This window comes from Streptomyces rimosus (genome assembly GCF_008704655.1).
In the GTDB taxonomy this organism is placed as follows: Bacteria; Actinomycetota; Actinomycetes; order Streptomycetales; family Streptomycetaceae; genus Streptomyces; species Streptomyces rimosus.
Genome location: NZ_CP023688.1, coordinates 5,586,499 through 5,604,704 on the forward strand (window position 1 = coordinate 5,586,499; position 18,206 = coordinate 5,604,704).

At 72.1% G+C, this 18,206-nt stretch carries 17 protein-coding genes; 8 read left to right on the plus strand and 9 right to left on the minus strand.

Annotated features, from left to right (window positions below; translation table 11 throughout):
• Nucleotides 1-80: 80 nt before the first annotated feature.
• The 4 genes from galT to CP984_RS24260 all read left to right on the plus strand — a co-directional run bounded on the left by galT (nt 81) and on the right by CP984_RS24260 (nt 4,428).
• The gene (gene galT / locus CP984_RS24245) at nt 81-1,124 is read left to right on the plus strand and encodes a galactose-1-phosphate uridylyltransferase (protein ID WP_003984372.1); all 1,044 of its coding nucleotides are present in this window, start codon (nt 81-83) and stop codon (nt 1,122-1,124) included.
• Nucleotides 1,121-2,092, plus strand: coding sequence for a UDP-glucose 4-epimerase GalE (gene galE / locus CP984_RS24250; RefSeq protein ID WP_003984373.1), 972 nt, complete (start codon nt 1,121-1,123; stop codon nt 2,090-2,092). The genes galT and galE overlap by 4 nt, the downstream gene beginning before the upstream one ends.
• On the plus strand, nt 2,089-3,321 hold the full coding sequence (gene galK / locus CP984_RS24255) for a galactokinase (protein WP_003984374.1): 1,233 nt from the start codon (nt 2,089-2,091) through the stop codon (nt 3,319-3,321). The genes galE and galK overlap by 4 nt, the downstream gene beginning before the upstream one ends.
• A gap of 327 nt (nt 3,322-3,648) precedes the next feature.
• The gene (locus tag CP984_RS24260; protein WP_003984375.1) at nt 3,649-4,428 is read left to right on the plus strand and encodes a LuxR C-terminal-related transcriptional regulator; all 780 of its coding nucleotides are present in this window, start codon (nt 3,649-3,651) and stop codon (nt 4,426-4,428) included.
• Nucleotides 4,429-4,468: 40 nt separating this feature from the next.
• Here the strand turns inward: CP984_RS24260 and CP984_RS24265 are convergent, their stop codons facing one another.
• The 3 genes from CP984_RS24265 to CP984_RS24275 all read right to left on the minus strand — a co-directional run bounded on the left by CP984_RS24265 (nt 4,469) and on the right by CP984_RS24275 (nt 8,148).
• Nucleotides 4,469-6,553, minus strand: coding sequence for a beta-galactosidase (locus CP984_RS24265; RefSeq protein ID WP_003984376.1), 2,085 nt, complete (start codon nt 6,551-6,553; stop codon nt 4,469-4,471).
• Between the two features lie 120 nt (nt 6,554-6,673).
• Nucleotides 6,674-7,579: an SDR family NAD(P)-dependent oxidoreductase gene (locus tag CP984_RS24270; RefSeq protein WP_003984377.1), complete on the minus strand. Its 906-nt coding sequence runs from the start codon at nt 7,577-7,579 to the stop codon at nt 6,674-6,676.
• Between the two features lie 71 nt (nt 7,580-7,650).
• Entirely contained in the window at nt 7,651-8,148 is a 498-nt protein-coding gene (locus CP984_RS24275) for a MarR family winged helix-turn-helix transcriptional regulator (protein ID WP_003984378.1), read from the minus strand.
• A gap of 143 nt (nt 8,149-8,291) precedes the next feature.
• Here CP984_RS24275 and CP984_RS24280 point away from each other — a divergent pair, with 143 nt between their 5' ends.
• Together CP984_RS24280 and CP984_RS24285 are read left to right on the plus strand one after the other, a co-directional pair.
• Nucleotides 8,292-9,110 (plus strand): trans-aconitate 2-methyltransferase, encoded by an 819-nt coding sequence (locus CP984_RS24280; RefSeq protein ID WP_003984379.1) that lies wholly within the window; start codon nt 8,292-8,294, stop codon nt 9,108-9,110.
• A 16-nt stretch (nt 9,111-9,126) separates the two neighbouring features.
• Nucleotides 9,127-9,495 carry a VOC family protein gene (locus CP984_RS24285; RefSeq protein ID WP_003984380.1) on the plus strand — a complete coding sequence of 123 codons (369 nt, stop codon included), beginning with the start codon at nt 9,127-9,129 and terminating at the stop codon, nt 9,493-9,495.
• Nucleotides 9,496-9,526: 31 nt separating this feature from the next.
• Here CP984_RS24285 and CP984_RS24290 read toward each other — a convergent pair whose 3' ends face one another.
• The gene (locus tag CP984_RS24290; RefSeq protein WP_003984381.1) at nt 9,527-10,213 is read right to left on the minus strand and encodes a TetR/AcrR family transcriptional regulator; all 687 of its coding nucleotides are present in this window, start codon (nt 10,211-10,213) and stop codon (nt 9,527-9,529) included.
• A gap of 7 nt (nt 10,214-10,220) precedes the next feature.
• Nucleotides 10,221-11,234 carry an acyl-CoA desaturase gene (locus CP984_RS24295; RefSeq protein WP_003984382.1) on the minus strand — a complete coding sequence of 338 codons (1,014 nt, stop codon included), beginning with the start codon at nt 11,232-11,234 and terminating at the stop codon, nt 10,221-10,223.
• 375 nt (nt 11,235-11,609) lie between these two features.
• Between CP984_RS24295 and ppc the strand changes: the two genes are divergently transcribed.
• Together ppc and CP984_RS24305 are read left to right on the plus strand one after the other, a co-directional pair.
• Complete coding sequence (gene ppc / locus CP984_RS24300; protein WP_003984383.1) at nt 11,610-14,384, plus strand: phosphoenolpyruvate carboxylase; 2,775 nt, start codon at nt 11,610-11,612, stop codon at nt 14,382-14,384.
• A 58-nt stretch (nt 14,385-14,442) separates the two neighbouring features.
• The gene (locus CP984_RS24305; RefSeq protein ID WP_003984384.1) at nt 14,443-15,042 is read left to right on the plus strand and encodes a hypothetical protein; all 600 of its coding nucleotides are present in this window, start codon (nt 14,443-14,445) and stop codon (nt 15,040-15,042) included.
• Between the two features lie 17 nt (nt 15,043-15,059).
• Here the strand turns inward: CP984_RS24305 and CP984_RS24310 are convergent, their stop codons facing one another.
• From CP984_RS24310 to CP984_RS24325, 4 genes are all read right to left on the minus strand, one after another.
• Nucleotides 15,060-15,608, minus strand: a complete 549-nt coding sequence (locus tag CP984_RS24310; RefSeq protein ID WP_003984386.1) for a hypothetical protein — start codon at nt 15,606-15,608, stop codon at nt 15,060-15,062.
• A 76-nt stretch (nt 15,609-15,684) separates the two neighbouring features.
• Nucleotides 15,685-16,278, minus strand: a complete 594-nt coding sequence (gene pth / locus CP984_RS24315; RefSeq protein WP_003984387.1) for an aminoacyl-tRNA hydrolase — start codon at nt 16,276-16,278, stop codon at nt 15,685-15,687.
• A 135-nt stretch (nt 16,279-16,413) separates the two neighbouring features.
• Entirely contained in the window at nt 16,414-16,998 is a 585-nt protein-coding gene (locus tag CP984_RS24320; protein ID WP_003984388.1) for a 50S ribosomal protein L25/general stress protein Ctc, read from the minus strand.
• A gap of 221 nt (nt 16,999-17,219) precedes the next feature.
• Entirely contained in the window at nt 17,220-18,194 is a 975-nt protein-coding gene (locus tag CP984_RS24325; RefSeq protein WP_003984389.1) for a ribose-phosphate diphosphokinase, read from the minus strand.
• Nucleotides 18,195-18,206: the final 12 nt, after the last annotated feature.

An 18,206-nucleotide genomic window follows, 5' to 3' on the forward strand; every position in this document is an offset into this window, starting at 1 on the left:
GTTGACGGGCTTGTTTAGTTGTGCTTCATTGTGTGTGTTTGTGTTTGGTGGGTGTGGCAGTGTTGCCAAGGAGTGCTCCAGTGAAGAAGACGATGACCCGGCTCGCCGACGGCCGGGAGCTCATCTACTACGACCTGCGCGACGACGTGGTACGCGACGACGCCGACCACCGGCCGCTCGACCCGGTCTCCACCGCCTCCGAGATCCGCCACGACCGCCTGCTCGGCGACTCCGTCGCCATCGCCTCGCACCGCCAGGGCCGTACCTACCTCCCGCCCGCCGACGCCTGCCCGCTGTGCCCCTCCCGCGACGGCCGCGCCACCGAGATCCCCGCCGCCGACTACGACGTCGCCGTCTTCGAGAACCGCTTCCCCTCCCTGGCCGGCGACACCGGCCGCTGCGAGGTCGTCTGCTTCACGTCCGACCACGACGCGTCCTTCGCCGACCTCACCGCGGAACAGGCCGCGCTCGTCCTGGAGGCGTGGACCGACCGCACCGCCGAACTCTCCCAGCACCCCGCCGTCCAGCAGGTCTTCTGCTTCGAGAACCGCGGCGCGGAGATCGGCGTGACCCTCGGCCACCCGCACGGCCAGATCTACGCCTACCCCTTCGTCACCCCGCGCACCGAGCGCATGCTGGCCTCGCTGGCCGCCCACCGCGAGAAGACCGGCGGCAACCTCTTCGACGACGTGCTCGCCGACGAACGCGCCGACGGCCGCCGCATCGTGCTGGACGCCGAGCACTGGACCGCCTTCGTCCCGTACGCCGCCCACTGGCCGTACGAGGTCCACCTCTACCCCAAGCGCCGGGTCCCCGACCTGCTCGCGCTCGGCGAGGCGGCGCGCACAGAGTTCCCACAGGTCTATCTGGAAGTCTTGCGGCGGTTCGACCGGATCTTCGGCCCCGACGAGCCACCGACCCCCTACATCTCCGCCTGGCACCAGGCGCCGCTGCACGCCGCGGACCGTGGCGAGTTCGCGCTCCATCTGGAGCTTTTCACCGTCCGCCGGACTTCCGGCAAGCTGAAGTTCCTCGCGGGTTCCGAATCCGGCATGAACGTGTTCATCAACGACGTGCCGCCGGAGGCTGCGGCCGAGCGACTGCGAGAGGTAGCGAGCGAGTGAGCAACAAGTACCTGGTCACCGGCGGAGCGGGATACGTGGGCAGCGTTGTGGCGGCGCACCTGGTCGAGGCCGGGCACACCGTCACGGTCCTCGACGATCTGTCCACCGGACACCGCGAAGGCGTCCCGGCGGGTGCCGGCTTCATCGAGGGCCGCGTCCAGGACGCCGCCCGCCACCTGGACGCCTCCTACGACGCGGTGCTGCACTTCGCCGCCTTCTCGCAGGTCGGCGAGTCCGTGACGGACCCCGAGAAGTACTGGCGCAACAACGTCGGCGGCACCATGGACCTGCTCGCCGCGATGCGCGGCGCGGGCGTGCGCACCCTGGTCTTCTCCTCCACCGCCGCCACCTACGGCGAACCCGAGCGCACCCCCATCACCGAGTCCGCGCCCACCGCGCCCACCAGCCCGTACGGCGCAACCAAGCTCGCCGTCGACCACATGATCGCGGGCGAGTGCGCGGCGCACGGCCTGGCCGCCGTCTCGCTGCGCTACTTCAACGTCGCGGGCGCCTACGGCGCGTACGGCGAACGCCACGACCCCGAGTCGCACCTGATCCCGCTCGTCCTCCAGGTAGCCCAGGGCAAGCGCGCGGCCATCTCCGTCTACGGCGACGACTACCCGACGCCCGACGGCACCTGCGTACGCGACTACATCCACGTCGCCGATCTGGCGGAAGCGCATCTGCTCGCCCTCGATGCCGCGGCTCCTGGCGAACACCTCATCTGCAACCTCGGCAACGGCAACGGCTTCTCCGTACGCGAGGTCGTCGAGACCGTCCGCAAGGTCACCGGACACCCCGTACCCGAGATCACCGCGGGCCGCCGCGGCGGCGACCCCGCCGTCCTGGTCGCCTCCGCACGGACCGCCATCGACCGGCTCGGCTGGCGCCCCAGCCGTACGGACCTGGCCGACATCGTCGCGGACGCCTGGGAGTTCGCCCGCAGCAGGGAGACCGGCACGCCATGACGGACACCGACCACCTGACGGCGGACGACGCGGCGCGGGCCCGGCACACCGCCGACCGCTTCCGCGAGGTCTACGGCGCCGCCCCCGCCGGTGTGTGGGCGGCGCCCGGCCGCGTCAACCTCATCGGCGAACACACCGACTACAACGACGGCTTCGTGATGCCGCTGGCCCTGCCGCACACCACCCTCGCCGCCGCCGCGCCCCGTACCGACGGCGTACTGCGGGTGCACTCCGGCGACGGCAGCGGCGGCGGCCAGACCGTCGAACTGCGCCTGGACGCCCTGCGCCCGGCCGCTGACGGCGGCTGGGCGGGCTATCCGGCGGGCGTCGCCTGGGCCCTGCGGGACGCCGGGCTGCCCGTCGGCGGCGCGGACCTGCACTACGAGAGCACCGTCCCGGTCGGCGCCGGCCTGTCCTCGTCGGCCGCCCTGGAAGTCGCCACCGCGCTCGCCCTCGACGACCTGTACGGCCTCGGGCTCACCCGGCAGCGCCTGGCGCAGCTCGCCCAGCGCGCGGAGAACGCCTTCGTGGGCGTGCCCTGCGGCATCATGGACCAGACCGCGGCGGCCTGTTGCACGGACGGCCACGCGCTGTTCCTGGACACCCGCGACCTTGCCCAGCGGCAGGTTCCGTTCGATTTGGCGGGGGAGGGGCTGCGGCTCCTGGTGGTCGACACCCGGGTGAAACACGAGCTGGGGGACGGCGCGTACGCACAACGGCGCGCCATGTGCGAGCGCGGTGCGCGGGCGCTCGGCGTACACGCGCTGCGCGATGTGCCGTACGCGCATCTGCCCGAGGCACTGGACAAGTTGGCCGCGACGGACGAGGAGCCGGGCGGCGGGAAGGGCGACGGCGGCCCCGGCACGGCGGCGGTGGTCCGGCACGTGGTGACCGAGAACCGGCGCGTCGAAGAGGTCATCGCCCGTCTGGACGCCGGCGAGGCCCGCGCCATCGGCCCGCTGCTGACCGCCGGACACGCCTCGCTGCGCGACGACTTCCGGGTCTCCTGCGCCGAACTGGACCTGGCCGTCGAGGCGGCCGGGGCGGCGGGCGCGCTCGGGGCCCGGATGACCGGCGGCGGATTCGGCGGCTCGGCCATCGTCCTCGTGGAGGAGACGGACGCGGACGCCGTCGCCGTACGGATCACGGAGGCGTTCGCCGCGGCCGGCCACACGGCGCCGCGGATCTTCCCGGCCGTGCCGAGCGCGGGGGCGCGGCGGCTGGTGTGAGGCACGGGGGCGGGACCGGGGCCACGGCCCGCCCACGGCCGATCGAATTGAGACGAACCTTGTCGACTTCCGCCCCTCGACGGCCGCTGGGCCCCACCCTGAACACTTGGGCCGGGCAGTTTTGCCAATAGCCTTCCGTTGCCGCACCCCGTCCGTAATCTGAGTCCCAGCACCGGTGGGGGCCGGTGCTGATCAGGGGGCGAGACAGTCGGGTACGACGCCCGGGGGTGGGGTGGTCATGCGGCACGGCGGCGGCCGTGCGGCTGCGTCGGCCTTGGTCCCGGGCGTCGTGCCCACTTGGTCCGTTCCCCGAGACAGGGGGTCTCAGTGCAACGCATCCGGGTTCTGGTGGTCGACGACCACCGCATCTTCGCCGAGTCCCTGGCGGCCGCGCTCGCGGCCGAACAGGACGTGGACGTGGCGGCGGCCGGCAGCGGACCGGCTGCCCTGCGCAGCCTGGAGCGGGCGGCCGCCGACGGCCGGCGCTTCGACGTGATGCTCATCGACGCCGATCTCGGCACCGTCACGGCACCGCTGGCATCCGTGCCGTCCCAGCCCGCGCCGGGCCGCGACGGCAACGCCGACGGCGGCCCGCTGGACGGCATCTCGCTGGTAGCGGGCGTCCGTACGGCCTATCCGTACGTCCGTACCGTCGTCCTCGCCGAGAAGGACGACCCGCGCCGGGCCGCCTTCGCGCTCCAGGCGGGCGCCGGCGGCTGGGTCGCCAAGGACTGCTCGCTCTCCCGCCTGCTCGCCGTCATCCGCGGCGTGCTGCGCGACGAGACGCACCTGCCGCCCGCGCTGCTCACCGGCGTCCTGCGCGAGCTGACGGCGGCGCGCAAGCACCGCACCGAAAGCGAGCGCCTGGTGGAGTCGCTGACACCGCGCGAGCGCGAGGTGCTGCGCTGCATGGTGGCCGGGCTGGGCCGCAAGGCGGTCGCCGAGCGGCTGTTCCTTTCGCCGCACACGGTCCGTACGCACATGCAGAACGTGCTCGGCAAGCTCGGCGTGCACTCGACGCTGGCCGCCGTGGCGCTGGCGCGGCGGGCCGGAGTGGGGCCCGTGGAGCTGGAACCGGCCACGGCCGCGGCCTCCGCGCTCACCTGAGGCGCGGCGCGGGGACCGCCCGCGCCGCGCCCGGCACCGGTCAGCCGCTTGCGGACACCGCCCTCCGCGGGTCCTTCAGCACGGCCACGCCACGGGCCGGCAGCGCGATCCGGTAGGTGTGCTCCGACCGCTCCCCGCGCGCCCCGGCGAGCGCGTCGGCCATCGGGCAGGGCAGCGTGATGTCGGCCGCCCGCGCACCGTGGTTGAGCAGGAAGAGAAAGCGCCCGCCGTCGCCCTCCCGTACGGTGGCCTGCACGCCTTCGGGCAGCCCGGCCAGCACCGGCCGCACGCCCGCCGCCGCCCGTACGCCGTCCATCAGGGCCCGCATCAGGGCCGGTTCGAGCCGGGTGCCGACGTAGGTGACCGTGCCCGTGCCGTAGCCGTGGCGGGTGACGGCCGGGCTGCCCGCCAACTCGCCGTCCGCGAACCGGGCGACGGGCTCGGCGCCTTCGAGGAGGATGGCCTCCGACCACAGATCGGCCGTACCGGACGGCAGCTCCCAGGCACCCGCCGCCGCTTCCGCGCGCCCCGGCCCGCCCGGCCTCCGTACGGCCGCGACACCCCGTACGCCCACCGTCGCCCCCTCGTCCAGCGGCCAGAACTCCTCCACCCGCAGGCCCAGCAGCGACCGCAGCGGCCCCGGACAGCCGCCGGGATGCACCCGGTCGCAGGCGTCCACGACACCGGAGAAGAACGACACCAGCAGGTGCCCGCCGCCCCGTACGTACGCCGTCAGCCGCTCCGCGGCCCGCTCGGTCAGCAGGTACAGGTTCGGTACGACGACCAGCCGGTAGCCGGACAGGTCGCGGTCCGGCGGCACCACGTCGCACGCGACACCCGCCTCGAAAAGCGGCCGGTAGTGCCCCAGCGCCAGTTCCGGCAGGCGCAGCGCCGTCGACGGGTGCGAGTCCAGCTCCAAGGCCCGCCAGCTGTCCCAGTCCGTCACCAGCGCCGCCGTCGGCCGCGCCACCCGCGTCCCCGCGATCTCCGGTACGGACGCCAGCTCCCGCCCCAGCTCGGAGACCTCGCGGAAGATCCGGGTGTCCGTACCGGCGTGCGGCACCACCGCGGAGTGGAACTTCTCCGCACCGCCGCGCGACTGCCGCCACTGGAAGTACAGGACGGCATCCGCGCCCTGCGCGACGGCCTGCCAGCTCCACAGGCGCATCGCGCCCGGCGGCTTGGGGCCGTTGCGGGACCGCCAGTTGACCGCGCCGGGCGCCTGCTCCAGCAGCAGCCAGGGCTGCCCGCCGCGCGCCGACCGCATCAGGTCGAAGGTGTACGCGGCCGTCAGATGCGTACCGGGATCGAAGGGGTCCTGGTAGAAGTCCAGCGCCATCATGTCCATGTCCCGCGACCACGCGAAGGCGTCCACCGGCTTGTGGAACGGCATCAGGTTCGTGGTCACCGGCACCGAGGGGCTCAGCCGCGCCAGCACGTCCCGCTCCGCCAGGTAGCACCGGCGCAGCGCGTCATCGCTGAAGCGCAGATAGTCCAGCTGCTGGGCGGGGTTGGGGAAGGTGGGGGCCGTACGCGGCGGCAGCACCTCTTCGAAATCCGTGTACGCCTGCGACCAGAAGGCCGTCGACCACGCGTCGTTGAGGCGCTCCACGCTCCCGTACCGCGCGCGCAGCCAGTCCCGGAAGTCCGCGGCCGACACATCGCAGTAGCACTGGCGGGTGTGGCAGCCGTACTCGTTGCCGACATGCCACAGGGCCAGCGCGGGATGTCCGGCGTAGCGGGCGGCGAGCCGCTTGACGAGGCGGACCGCGTGCTCGCGGTAGACGGGGCTGGACGGACAGTAGTGCTGCCGCCCGCCCGGCCAGCGGCGCTGCCCGTCCGGGCCCTGCGGCAGGACCTCCGGGTGCGCGCGGGTGAGCCACGGCGGCGGGGAGGCGGTCATGGTGGCCAGGCACACGCGCACGCCGGCGCCGCCGAGGCCGTCCATGACCCGGTCGAACCAGTCGAAGTCGTACGCGCCGGGCCGGGGCTCGGCCCGCGCCCACGAGAAGATCCCGGCGGTCACCAGCGTGACGTGCGCCTGCTTCATCAGACGCAGATCCGCCTCCCACACCTCCTCGGGCCACTGCTCGGGGTTGTAGTCCGCACCGAAATGGATGCCCATCGGGTCTCCCGGATCGCGACGTGTACCGGCACGAGCTGCGGGCGGCGGGCACACGGGGCACGGCCGCCCGTACGCCATGATTCCCGCCCGCGGGCGCCGCCGGGCGCACAACCGGCCGCCTCAGGACGAGTTCTTGCGCACGCTCCAGCCGCCGTCCACGACCAGCTCCGTCCCCGTCACGAACGACGCGTCGTCGGAGAGCAGGAACGCGACGGCCGCCGCCACCTCCTCCGGGCGCCCGAGCCGCCCGGCCGCCGTCTCCGCCGCGCTGGCCCGCCGGTCCGCCTCGCCGACGTCGTCCCACGCGGCGGTCAGCACGGGGCCCGGCAGGACGCAGTTCACCCGTACCTCCGGCCCGTACTCGACCGCCAGCTGGCGCGTCAGCCCGGTCAGCCCCGCCTTGGACGCGGCGTAGGCGGGACGGCCCGGCAGTCCGAAGCGGGCCTGCACCGACGAGGTGAGCACGACCGCGCCGCGCCGCTCCCGCAGATCCGGCAGGACGGCCCGCACACCCAGGAAAGCGCCGGTCAGGTTGACCGCCAGCTGCCGGTCCCAGTCCGCCGGGGCGGTCAGGTCGGCGGGCGCGTGCGACCCCTGCAGGGCGGCGTTGCCGACCAGCGCGTCCACCGGGCCGTACCGCTGGCGCGCGGCCCGTACGGCGCGCTGCCAGTGCTCCTCGCGCGCCACGTCGCAGCGTTCGTAGGAGGCCCGGCCGCCCGCGGCGCGGATGCGGCGGGCGGTGCGCTCGCCCAGCTCGTCGTCGATGTCCAGGAGCAGCACCTGCGCGCCCTCGGTGGCCAGCCGGTCGGCGGTGGCGGCGCCGATCCCGGCGGCGGCGCCGGTCACCAGGACCGTACGCCCGGGGAAGCGCGCGCCGTCCGGCGCTCCGGAGGGCCGCCGGTGGCCGTGCCGTCCGTACGGGTCCTGCTGCTCGCGGTGTCCCGGCCGGCTCTCACGCCCGTGCCGCCCCTCGTGTCCCTGCCGTCCCTCGTGCCCTTGCTGGCCCCGCGGGCCGTGCTGGCTCATGGCGGCGATCCAAGCCCACCGGGCGGGGGTCGGGCAAGGGGACGTGGCGGTCCTGGCGCGGCCCCGTGGGATCAGCCCGGCGTGTTGTCGAAGGGGGCCGTCAACTGGCGCAGCAGCCGGGCCAGTTCGCCGCGCTGCTGGTGCGACAGCTCGGCCAGGATCGCGCGCTCCTGGGTGAGCAGCCCGGCCAGCGACTCGTCCGCCGCCTCGCGCCCCTCCGGCGTCAGCCGCACCAGCACCCCGCGCCGGTCGCTGGGGTCGGGCAGCCGCTCGACCAGGCCCTTCTTCGCGAGCCTGTCGATGCGGTTGGTCATCGTGCCGGAGGTGACCAGGGTCTGCGTCAGGAGCGCGCCGGGGGAGAGCTGATACGGCGCCCCCGCGCGGCGCAGCGCGGTGAGCACGTCGAATTCCCAGGGCTCCAGGCCCACCTCGGAGAAGGCGAGGCGGCGGGCGCGGTCGAGGTGTCTGGCCAGCCTGCTGATGCGGCTGAGGACCTCAAGCGGTTCCACGTCGAGGTCCGGGCGCTCCCGGCGCCATGCTGCGACCAGTCGGTCGACCTCGTCCTCCATGGAGATCAGTGTAGTTGGTCTGTCGATGTGAAGTCTCTTGACGTCAAGATATATTTGCGTGGACTATTGGGCATCGTCGGCGAGGGCTCACGCTGTGCCCGCGTGGCCTGGACCAACCCTGTATCCGCTGAAGGGGTTCGAACATGCACGTCGCACCAACCTGGGATCCACAGCAGTACCTGCGCCACGCCGGACACCGCACGCGCCCGTTCCACGATCTGCTCGCCCGCATACCCGAGCTGCCCAACCGGAACCGCCCCGCCCGCATCGCCGACCTCGGCTGCGGCCCCGGCAACGTCACCGTCCAGCTCGCCGACCGCTGGCCCGACGCGCACATCACCGGCCTGGACAGCTCGGCGGAGATGCTCAAGGAGGCCGAGACCTACGCGGGCCCCACCCCCGGCGGCGGCCACCTCGACTTCGGGCCCGCCGACGCCACCCGCTGGCGCCCCGAGGAGCCGTTCGACCTGATCGTCTCCAACGCCGCGCTGCAATGGGTCCCCAACCACCCCGACTCCCTGCCCGCCTGGATCGACGGCCTCACCCCCGGCGGCACCCTCGCCTTCCAGGTCCCCGGCAACTTCACCGCGCCCAGCCACGCGCTGCTCGGCGAGCTGTGCGACGAACCCCAGTGGCGCGCCCGCCTCGCCGGCCACGGCCGCCGCTTCGTACACATCCTCGACCCCGCCGGCTACCTGGAACGCCTCACCGCGCTCGGCTGCGCCGTCGACGCCTGGGAGACGACCTACGTCCAGCTCCTCCAGGGCGAGGACCCGGTCCTGGACTGGGTCAAGGGCACCGCCCTGCGGCCCGTGCTGACCGCTCTGGAGGACGACCCGGCCGCCCGCGACGAATTCCTGTCCCAGTACCGCGACCTGCTCCGCAAGTCCTATCCACCCGGTCCGCACGGCACGGTCTTCCCGTTCCGGCGCATCTTCGTGGTGGCCCACAAGGAGCGATGACCCCTGAGGTGAGCCCATGATCACCGGCCTCGACCACGTCCAGCTCGCCGCCCCGCCGGGCAGCGAAGCCGCTCTGCGCGCGTTCTACGGGGGTGTGCTCGGGCTTCGGGAGATTCCGAAGCCGCCGTCGCTCACCGAACGTGGGGGATGTTGGTTCGAGGCCGGTGAGGGGCAGCTCCATCTGGGAATCGATCCCGATTTCCACCCTGCCCGCAAGGCCCACCCGGCCCTGCGCGTCGCCGGCCTCCGCGCGTACGCCCAGCGCCTCGCCGGCCAGGGGGTGCAGGTGAGCTGGAACGACGATCTTCCGGGCCACGACCGGTTCTACGCGTACGACCCGGTCGGCAACCGCCTGGAGTTCCTGGAGCGGCGCGGCGGCGGGTGACCGGGCCCTGGCCGGGCCGGTTCGGACCGGTTCAGGACCGGCGGTGGCCTATCAGCCGCGGCTTCGGCTCCAGGCCGTCCAGCCCGTGCCAGGCCAGATTGACCAGGTGGGCGGCCACCTCCGGCTTCTTCGGCTTACGGGCGTCCAGCCACCACTGGCCGGTCAGCGCGACCATGCCGACCAGGGCCTGCGCGTACAGCGGGGCCAGTTTCGGATCGAAGCCGCGCGCCTTGAACTCCAGGCCCAGGATGTCCTCGACCTGGGTGGCGATATCGCTGATCAGCGACGCGAAGGTGCCCGTGGACTGGGCGACGGGGGAGTCGCGGACCAGGATGCGGAAACCGTCCGTGTACGTCTCGATGTAGTCGAGCAGCGCGAACGCGGCCTGTTCGAGGAGCTCGCGGGGGTGTCCCGCGGTCAGCGCGCCGGTGACCATGTCCAGCAGCTGGCGCATCTCGCGGTCCACCACGACCGCGTACAGGCCCTCCTTGCCGCCGAAGTGCTCGTAGACGACCGGCTTGGAGACACCGGCCTTCGCCGCGATCTCCTCGACCGAGGTGCCCTCGAAGCCGCGCTCCGCGAAGAGGGTGCGACCGATGTCGAGCAGCTGCTCACGGCGCTCGGCGCCCGTCATCCGCACCCTGCGGGCACGCCGGGTGCCCGCGCCGGAGGGGGCCTTGCCCTGTTTGTCGTTCACGCTGCTGCCGTCGATCGCCACCCGTCCATCATGCCTTCCCCGGCCACCGCCCCCCGGCCGCCCCGCTCGCGGCCCCGTCCAGGCGCTTGGCGTCGAGACGGGAGGCGTTCGGCCAGCGCACGTCGTACGCCCAGCCGGCCTTCTCGAACCAGCGGATCAGCCGGGCGCTGGAATCCAGCTGTCCCCGCAGCACGCCGTGCCGCGCGCACGTCGGGTCGGCGTGGTGCAGGTTGTGCCAGGACTCGCCGCACGAGAGCACCGCCAGCCACCAGACGTTGCCGGACCGGTCGCGGGACTTGAAGGGCCGCTTGCCGACCGCGTGGCAGATGGAGTTGATCGACCAGGTGACGTGGTGGAGCAGCGCGACGCGCACCAGGGAGCCCCAGAAGAACGCGGTGAGCGCGCCCTGCCAGGACAGCGTGACCAGGCCGCCGATCACGGGCGGGGCGAGCAGCGAGACGACCGTCCACAGGACGAACTGGCGGGAGACGCGGCGGATCGCGTCGTCCTTGATCAGGTCCGGCGCGTACTTGTGCTGCGGGGTCTGCTCCTCGTCGAACATCCACCCGACGTGCGCCCACCACAGGCCCTTCATGAGCGCCGGCACCGTCTCGCCGAACCGCCAGGGCGAGTGCGGGTCACCCTCCGCGTCGGAGAACTTGTGGTGCTTGCGGTGGTCCGCCACCCAGCGCACCAGCGGCCCCTCCACCGCCATCGACCCCATGATCGCGAGCGCGATGCGCAGCGGGCGCTTCGCCTTGAAGGCGCCGTGGGTGAAGTACCGGTGGAAGCCGATCGTGATGCCGTGGCAGCCGATGAAGTACATCGCCGCCAGCAGCGCCAGATCGAGCCAGCTCACCCCCCAGCCCCAGGCCAGCGGCACCGCGGCCACCAGCGCCAGGAAGGGCACGGTGATGAACAGCAGCAGGGTGATCTGTTCGACCGAGCGTTTGCTGTCGCCGCCGAGCGTCGCGGACGGCAGCGGGATTCCGGTTTCGGCTGCTTTGGGGGTTTCTTCGATGACTTCGGGGCTAGCGGTCATATGGCGTCCCTCGTCGGGGGCTCGGGGGCACGGCTACGGCTACGGGACCGTAACCTACGGTCTCGTAAGTATGGCAGTGCCCCCGGCGCGGGCAAGGGTCCGACAGGTCGGTAACGAGTGACCGAATTGCGGCAGAACACGCCAGTCGAGCGGTGCAAGTTCCGTCACATCCGGTCATTGCGCAGGTGTGAGCGCCACCCGTGGCAGGTAGGTCCCACAGAACGGACAGGGTGATCCGCCGACCGCGCGGAGACCTATCCTGGGGAACGTCGGACAGCGCGGTCCGCGACCCTCCCCGCCCACCACCGGCAGGGAGTACCCCCTGCAAGCCCGGACGTGCTCAGATCACGAAGATCACTGCAAGGAGCCGCACCTGTGAGCAGTGCCGACATCACCCCCGCCGCGAACGACGAGCGCACCGCCACCCCGGCCGCCGCCGACGCCGCCCGCGACAACGGGCCCCTGCGCGCCGACATCCGCCGCCTCGGCGACCTCCTCGGCGAGACCCTCGTCCGCCAGGAAGGCCAGGAGCTGCTCGACCTCGTCGAACAGGTGCGCGCCCTGACCCGCTCCGACGGCGAGGCCGCCGCCCGGCTCCTCGGCGACACCGACCTGGCCACCGCCGCCAAGCTGGTCCGCGCCTTCTCCACCTACTTCCACCTCGCCAACGTCACCGAGCAGGTCCACCGCGGCCGCGAACTGCGCGCCAGGCGCGCCGCCGAAGGCGGCATCCTCGCCCGCACCGCCGACATGCTCAAGGACGCCGACCCCGAGCACCTGCGCGCCACCGCCGCCAACCTTGGCGTCCGCCCCGTCTTCACCGCCCACCCCACCGAGGCCGCCCGCCGCTCCGTCCTCACCAAGCTCCGCAAGGTCGCCGAACTCCTCGACCGCACGGACGCCACCGAACGCCGCCGCGCCGACCTCCGCCTCGCCGAGAACATCGACCTCATCTGGCAGACCGATGAACTGCGCGTCGCCCGCCCCGAGCCCACCGACGAGGCCCGCAACGCCATCTACTACCTCGACGAACTCGGCCGCGGCGCCGTCGGCGACGTCCTGGAGGACCTCGCCGCCGAACTGGAACGCGCCGGCACCGAGCTGCCCCCCGGCACCCGCCCGCTGACCTTCGGCACCTGGATCGGCGGCGACCGCGACGGCAACCCCAACGTCACCCCCCAGGTCACCTGGGACGTGCTGATCCTCCAGCACGAACACGGCATCACCGACGCCCTCGAACACATCGACGAGCTGCGCGGCGCCCTGTCCAACTCCATCCGCAACTGCGGCGCCACCGAAGAACTCCTCGCCTCCCTCCAGCAGGACCTCGACGCGCTCCCCGAGATCAGCCCCCGCTACAAGCGGCTGAACGCCGAGGAGCCCTACCGCCTCAAGGCCACCTGCATCCGCCAGAAGCTCGTCAACACCCGCGAACGCCTGGCCAACGACACCCCGCACGTCCCCGGCCGCGACTACCTCGGCACCGAGGGACTCATCGAGGACCTCACCCTCATCCAGACCTCGCTGCGCGAGCACCGCGGCGGCCTCGTCGCCGACGGCCGCCTGGAGCGCACGATCCGCACCATCTCCGCCTTCGGCCTCCAGCTCGCCACCATGGACGTCCGCGAACACGCCGACGCCCACCACCACGCCCTCGGCCAGCTCTTCGACCGCCTCGGCGAGGAATCCTGGCGCTACACCGACATGCCGCGCGACTACCGCCGCAAGCTCCTCGCCAAGGAACTGCGCTCGCGCCGCCCCCTCGCCCCCAGCCCCGCCCCCCTGGACGAGGCCGGCGCCAAGACCCTCGGCGTCTTCGAGACCATCCGCAAGGCCAAGGACACCTTCGGCCCCGAGGTCGTCGAGTCCTACATCATCTCCATGTGCCAGGGCTCCGACGACGTCTTCGCCGCCACCGTCCTGGCCCGCGAGGCCGGCCTGATCGACCTGCACGCCGGCTGGGCCAAGATCGGCATCGTGCCGCTCCTGGAGACCACCGACGAGCTGAAGATCGCCGACCAGCTCCTGGACGAAATGCTCGCCGACCCCTCCTACCGGCGCCTGGTCGCCCTGCGCGGCGACGTCCAGGAAGTCATGCTCGGCTACTCCGACTCCTCCAAGTTCGGCGGCATCACCACCAGCCAGTGGGAGATCCACCGCGCCCAGCGCCTGCTGCGCGACGTCGCCCACCGGCACGGCGTACGCCTGCGCCTCTTCCACGGCCGCGGCGGCACCGTCGGCCGCGGCGGCGGCCCCTCCCACGACGCGATCCTCGCCCAGCCCTACGGCACCCTCGAAGGCGAGATCAAGGTCACCGAACAGGGCGAGGTCATCTCCGACAAGTACCTGGTCCCCTCCCTCGCCCGGGAGAACCTGGAACTGACCGTCGCCGCCACCCTCCAGGCCTCCGCGCTGCACACCGCGCCCCGCCAGTCCGACGAGGCGCTCGCCCGCTGGGACGCCGCCATGGAGACCGTCTCCGACGCCGCCCACGGCGCCTACCGCAAGCTGGTCGAGGACCCCGACCTGCCCGCGTACTTCTTCGCGTCCACCCCCGTCGACCAGCTCGCCGACCTCCACCTCGGCTCCCGGCCCTCCCGCCGCCCCGACTCCGGCGCCGGCCTCGACGGCCTGCGCGCCATCCCGTGGGTCTTCGGCTGGACCCAGTCCCGCCAGATCGTCCCCGGCTGGTACGGCGTCGGTACGGGCCTGAAGGCCGCCCGCGAGGCCGGACTCGACGTCGTCCTCGACGAGATGCACGAGCACTGGCACTTCTTCCGCAACTTCCTGTCCAACGTCGAAATGACGCTGGCCAAGACCGACCTGCGGATCGCCCGGCACTACGTCGACACCCTCGTACCGGACGAGCTCAAGCACGTCTTCGACACGATCAAGGCCGAACACGAACTGACCGTCCAGGAAGTCCTGCGCATCACGGGCGAGAGCGAACTCCTCGACTCCAACCCCGTGCTGAAGCAGACCTTCCACATCCGCGACGCCTACCTCGACCCGATCTCCTACCTCCAGGTCTCGCTGCTCCACCGGCAGCGCGCCGCGGCGGAGCGCGGCGAAGAGGCGGACCCGGTGCTGGCACGGGCACTGCTGCTCACCGTGAACGGCGTGGCGGCGGGGCTGCGCAACACGGGCTGAACCCAGGGGCCGGCCGGGGCACACGCCCCGGCCGGCCCGTATCCATGAAGGGGCGGGCATGGACGAAGAAACCTGGCCGGCCACACAGCGGCCGTCTCGCATACGGGAAGTCCAGGCCGGACGGCTGTCCTGGACCTCCGTCGATGTGCTGGACCTGGAGGGCGGGGACGGCCGGCCGCTGCGGGACGCACTGGAAAGCTTTGGCGTGCAGGTGAACTACCTGCCCATCGGACAGCCCCGCCACTTCGTCGCCGCCCTCGACGGCAGCCGCACCGTCGCGCCGTACGTCATCCTCTGCTGCCACGGCGACGAAGGCCGCGTCCTGCTGGACGAACTCGCCCCGGAAATCGCCGCCCACCAGCCCTTCAACGGCTCCGCAGGACCCGAGGACGTACGGGCGCACCTCCGCCTGCCGGGCAGCGTCGTCATCAACAACGGCTGCGACACCGGCGACCCCCGCCTGGCCGAAGCCTTCCTCGACGCCGGAGCGAGCGCCTACATCGCACCGAGCGGCGCCCCGTTCGGCTACGCCAGCGTCTTCGCCCCGCTGTTCCTGTTCTACGAACTCACCGAACAGCGCACCCTCACCGAAGCCGTCACCCGGCTGCGCGCCCACGACGGCGAACTCGGCATGTGGGAGATGCGGCACCGGCACTGAACCCCGGCCCGCAGCCCTCACAGCGCCGCGAACGTAGCCCCCAGCAACACCGCCCCCAGCGCCCCCATCACCCACGCCGTGCGCCGCAGCTTCATGCCGCCCGCCACCACCAGCGCCGCCAGCAGCAGCGAACCCGCGAACGGCACCCACGCGTGCAGGATGCCGGCCGGGCCGGTCCGGACGGCACGGTCCGTACCGGGCTTGAGAATCACCTCGACCCGCTCACCCTCACCGGGCGCCGCCGCGGCCGCCAACGACACCCGCGCCCGGCGCCGGCCGTCACCCCCCGAAGGCAGGTACGGGCCCGAACACCGGTCGTCACGGCAGTCCGCCACCGTCATCGTGCCGTGCTCGCGCCCCTTCACGAACATCGCGTACTGCGCCGTGTGCCACGACGTCCACACGCCCGCCACCAGCAGCAACAGCGCCAGCACCGCCATCAGCCCGGTACGCGCGACCAACAGCAGCCCGTAGGCGCTCTCCCCCAGCCGACGGGAACGGCTGCGCTTCTTGGCCGTACGGCCGGTACGGGTGCGCGTCTTGGTACTCGGACTGCTCTTGGGCATGGCGGCGATCCTTGGGCATATGACTGTCCGCGGTCAACCTCGGACGGCGCACCGCACGGACCGCGCCACCCCGCCGTCACGAGTTGTACGCGCTCTGCGCCCGCTCCAGACCGTCCACGATCAGCGCCTCCACCGCGTCCGCCGCCCGGTCCACGAAATAGTCCAGCTCTTTGCGCTCCGCGCCGGAGAAGTCCTTCAGCACGAAATCCGCCACCTGCATACGGCCCGGCGGACGCCCGATACCGAACCGCACCCGGTGATACTCCGCACCCAGCGACTTCGTGATCGACTTCAGACCGTTGTGGCCGTTGTCACCGCCGCCCAGCTTCAGCCGCAGCGCCCCGTAATCGATGTCCAGCTCGTCGTGCACCGCGACGATGTTGCCGACCGGCACCTTGTAGAAGTCCCGCAGCGCCGTCACCGGACCACCCGACAGGTTCATGTACGTCATCGGCTTGGCGATCACCACCCGGCGGCTGCCCGGCCCCGGCGGACCGATCCGGCCCTCCACGACCTGCGCCCGCGCCTTGTGCGCCTTGAACCGCCCGCGCATCCGCTCCGCCAGCAGATCCGCCACCATGAACCCCACGTTGTGGCGGTTGGCCGCGTACTCCGGGCCCGGGTTGCCCAGCCCCGCGACCAGCCAGGGACCCTCAGCGTCCGTCGTCATCCTCATGTCTCCTTGCAGCAACCGGACCGGCCGGACCGGCCGATCCCCGGCCGGCCCCGTGAAACGGCTCGACCGCCGCCCCGCACGCACGGTGCGGAGCGGCGGTCGAGACGGTAACCCGAGTTACGGAAGCGATCAGCCCTCGGCGGACTCGTCGCCCTCGGCCTCCGCCGGCGCCTCGGCCTGCGCCGCGACGACCTGCAGCAGCACGGTCTCCTCGTCGATCGCCAGCGTCGAACCCGACGGCAGCGTGACGTCCTTGGCGTGCACCGAGTCACCGGCGTCCAGGCCCGCGACGGAGACGGTCACCGACTCCGGGATGTGGGTGGCCTCGGCCTCCAGCGGCAGGGTGTTCAGCAGGTGCTCCAGCAGGTTGGCACCCGGCGCCAGGTCGCCCTCGGTGTGGATCGGCACCTCGACGGTGACCTTCTCGCCCTTGCGCACGGCCAGGAAGTCCACGTGCACCAGGAAGCCACGGATGGCCTCACGCTGCACGGCCTTCGGGATGACCAGCATGCTCTCGCCGTCCATCTCCAGACGGATCAGCGCGTTCGGGGTCTTCAGGGCCATCATCAGCGCGTGGTTGTGGATGGCGACGTGCTTCGGGGCGTCACCGTGACCGTAGATCACGCCGGGAACCATGTTCTCGCGGCGGGAACGGCGGGCGGCACCCTTACCGAAGTCGGTACGGATCTTGGCGTCGAGCTTGACCTCGGCCATGTGGCACTCCTCGTAGTCGGCACGGTCGGACAACGACCGGACGGATCTGTGGGGCGTCACCCGGCCCACGACAGACCTGCTACGAAGAGCGCGTCGATAACGGACCGCCGCACCACAGAAAAGTGCGGCCTCCCTCGCCGAGCAACTCCATGAGTCTACCCGGCGGGGAGGCCGCCCCCAAAGTCGATCTCCGTGGCCCCTCGCGGGCTACGGAATCCGGCTCACTGCTCCTCGAAGAGGCTGGTCACCGAGCCGTCCTCGAACACCTCACGGATCGCCCGGGCGATCGTCGGCGCCATCGACAGCACCGTGATCTTGTCCAGCTCCAGCTCCGACGGGGTGGGCAGGGTGTTGGTGAAGACGAACTCGCTGACCTTCGAGTTCTTCAGCCGGTCCGCCGCCGGACCGGACAGGATGCCGTGGGTGGCCGTCACGATGACGTCCGCGGCGCCGTTCGCGAACAGCGCGTCCGCCGCGGCACAGATCGTGCCACCGGTGTCGATCATGTCGTCCACCAGGACGCAGACCCGGTCCTTGACGTCACCGACGACCTCGTGGACGGTGACCTGGTTCGCCACGTCCTTGTCCCGGCGCTTGTGGACGATCGCCAGCGGCGCGTCCAGCCGGTCGCACCAGCGGTCCGCGACCCGCACCCGGCCCGCGTCCGGCGAGACCACCGTCAGCTTCTCGCGGTCCACCTTCGCGCCCACGTAGTCCGCCAGGACCGGCAGCGCGAACAGGTGGTCCACCGGGCCGTCGAAGAAGCCCTGGATCTGGTCCGTGTGCAGGTCGACCGTGACGATTCGGTCCGCACCCGCGCACTTCAGCAGATCCGCGATCAGCCGCGCCGAGATCGGCTCGCGGCCGCGGTGCTTCTTGTCCTGGCGGGCGTAGCCGTAGGACGGGATGACCACGGTGATGCTGCGGGCCGAGGCCCGCTTCAGCGCATCGATCATGATCAACTGTTCCATGATCCACTTGTTGATGGGAGCCGTGTGGCTCTGCATCAAGAAGCAGTCCGCACCACGCGCCGACTCCTGGTAACGGACGTAGATCTCGCCGTTGGCGAAGTCGAACGCCTTGGTCGGGACCAGCCCGACACCCAGCTGGTGGGCGACCTCCTCAGCCAGCTCGGGGTGGGCGCGGCCGGAGAAGAGCATCAGCTTCTTCTCGCCGGTCGTCTTGATCCCGGTCACAGCAAATCTCCT

Coding starts and splice junctions, on each gene's coding strand:
- galK (WP_003984374.1), top strand. CDS start 2,089: ATGACGGACACCGACCACCTGACGGCGGACGACGCGGCGCGGGCCCGG.
- CP984_RS24265 (WP_003984376.1), bottom strand. CDS start 6,553: ATGGGCATCCATTTCGGTGCGGACTACAACCCCGAGCAGTGGCCCGAG.
- CP984_RS24270 (WP_003984377.1), bottom strand. CDS start 7,579: ATGAGCCAGCACGGCCCGCGGGGCCAGCAAGGGCACGAGGGACGGCAG.
- CP984_RS24275 (WP_003984378.1), bottom strand. CDS start 8,148: ATGGAGGACGAGGTCGACCGACTGGTCGCAGCATGGCGCCGGGAGCGC.
- CP984_RS24280 (WP_003984379.1), top strand. CDS start 8,292: ATGCACGTCGCACCAACCTGGGATCCACAGCAGTACCTGCGCCACGCC.
- CP984_RS24285 (WP_003984380.1), top strand. CDS start 9,127: ATGATCACCGGCCTCGACCACGTCCAGCTCGCCGCCCCGCCGGGCAGC.
- CP984_RS24295 (WP_003984382.1), bottom strand. CDS start 11,234: ATGACCGCTAGCCCCGAAGTCATCGAAGAAACCCCCAAAGCAGCCGAA.
- CP984_RS24305 (WP_003984384.1), top strand. CDS start 14,443: ATGGACGAAGAAACCTGGCCGGCCACACAGCGGCCGTCTCGCATACGG.
- CP984_RS24310 (WP_003984386.1), bottom strand. CDS start 15,608: ATGCCCAAGAGCAGTCCGAGTACCAAGACGCGCACCCGTACCGGCCGT.
- pth (WP_003984387.1), bottom strand. CDS start 16,278: ATGACGACGGACGCTGAGGGTCCCTGGCTGGTCGCGGGGCTGGGCAAC.
- CP984_RS24320 (WP_003984388.1), bottom strand. CDS start 16,998: ATGGCCGAGGTCAAGCTCGACGCCAAGATCCGTACCGACTTCGGTAAG.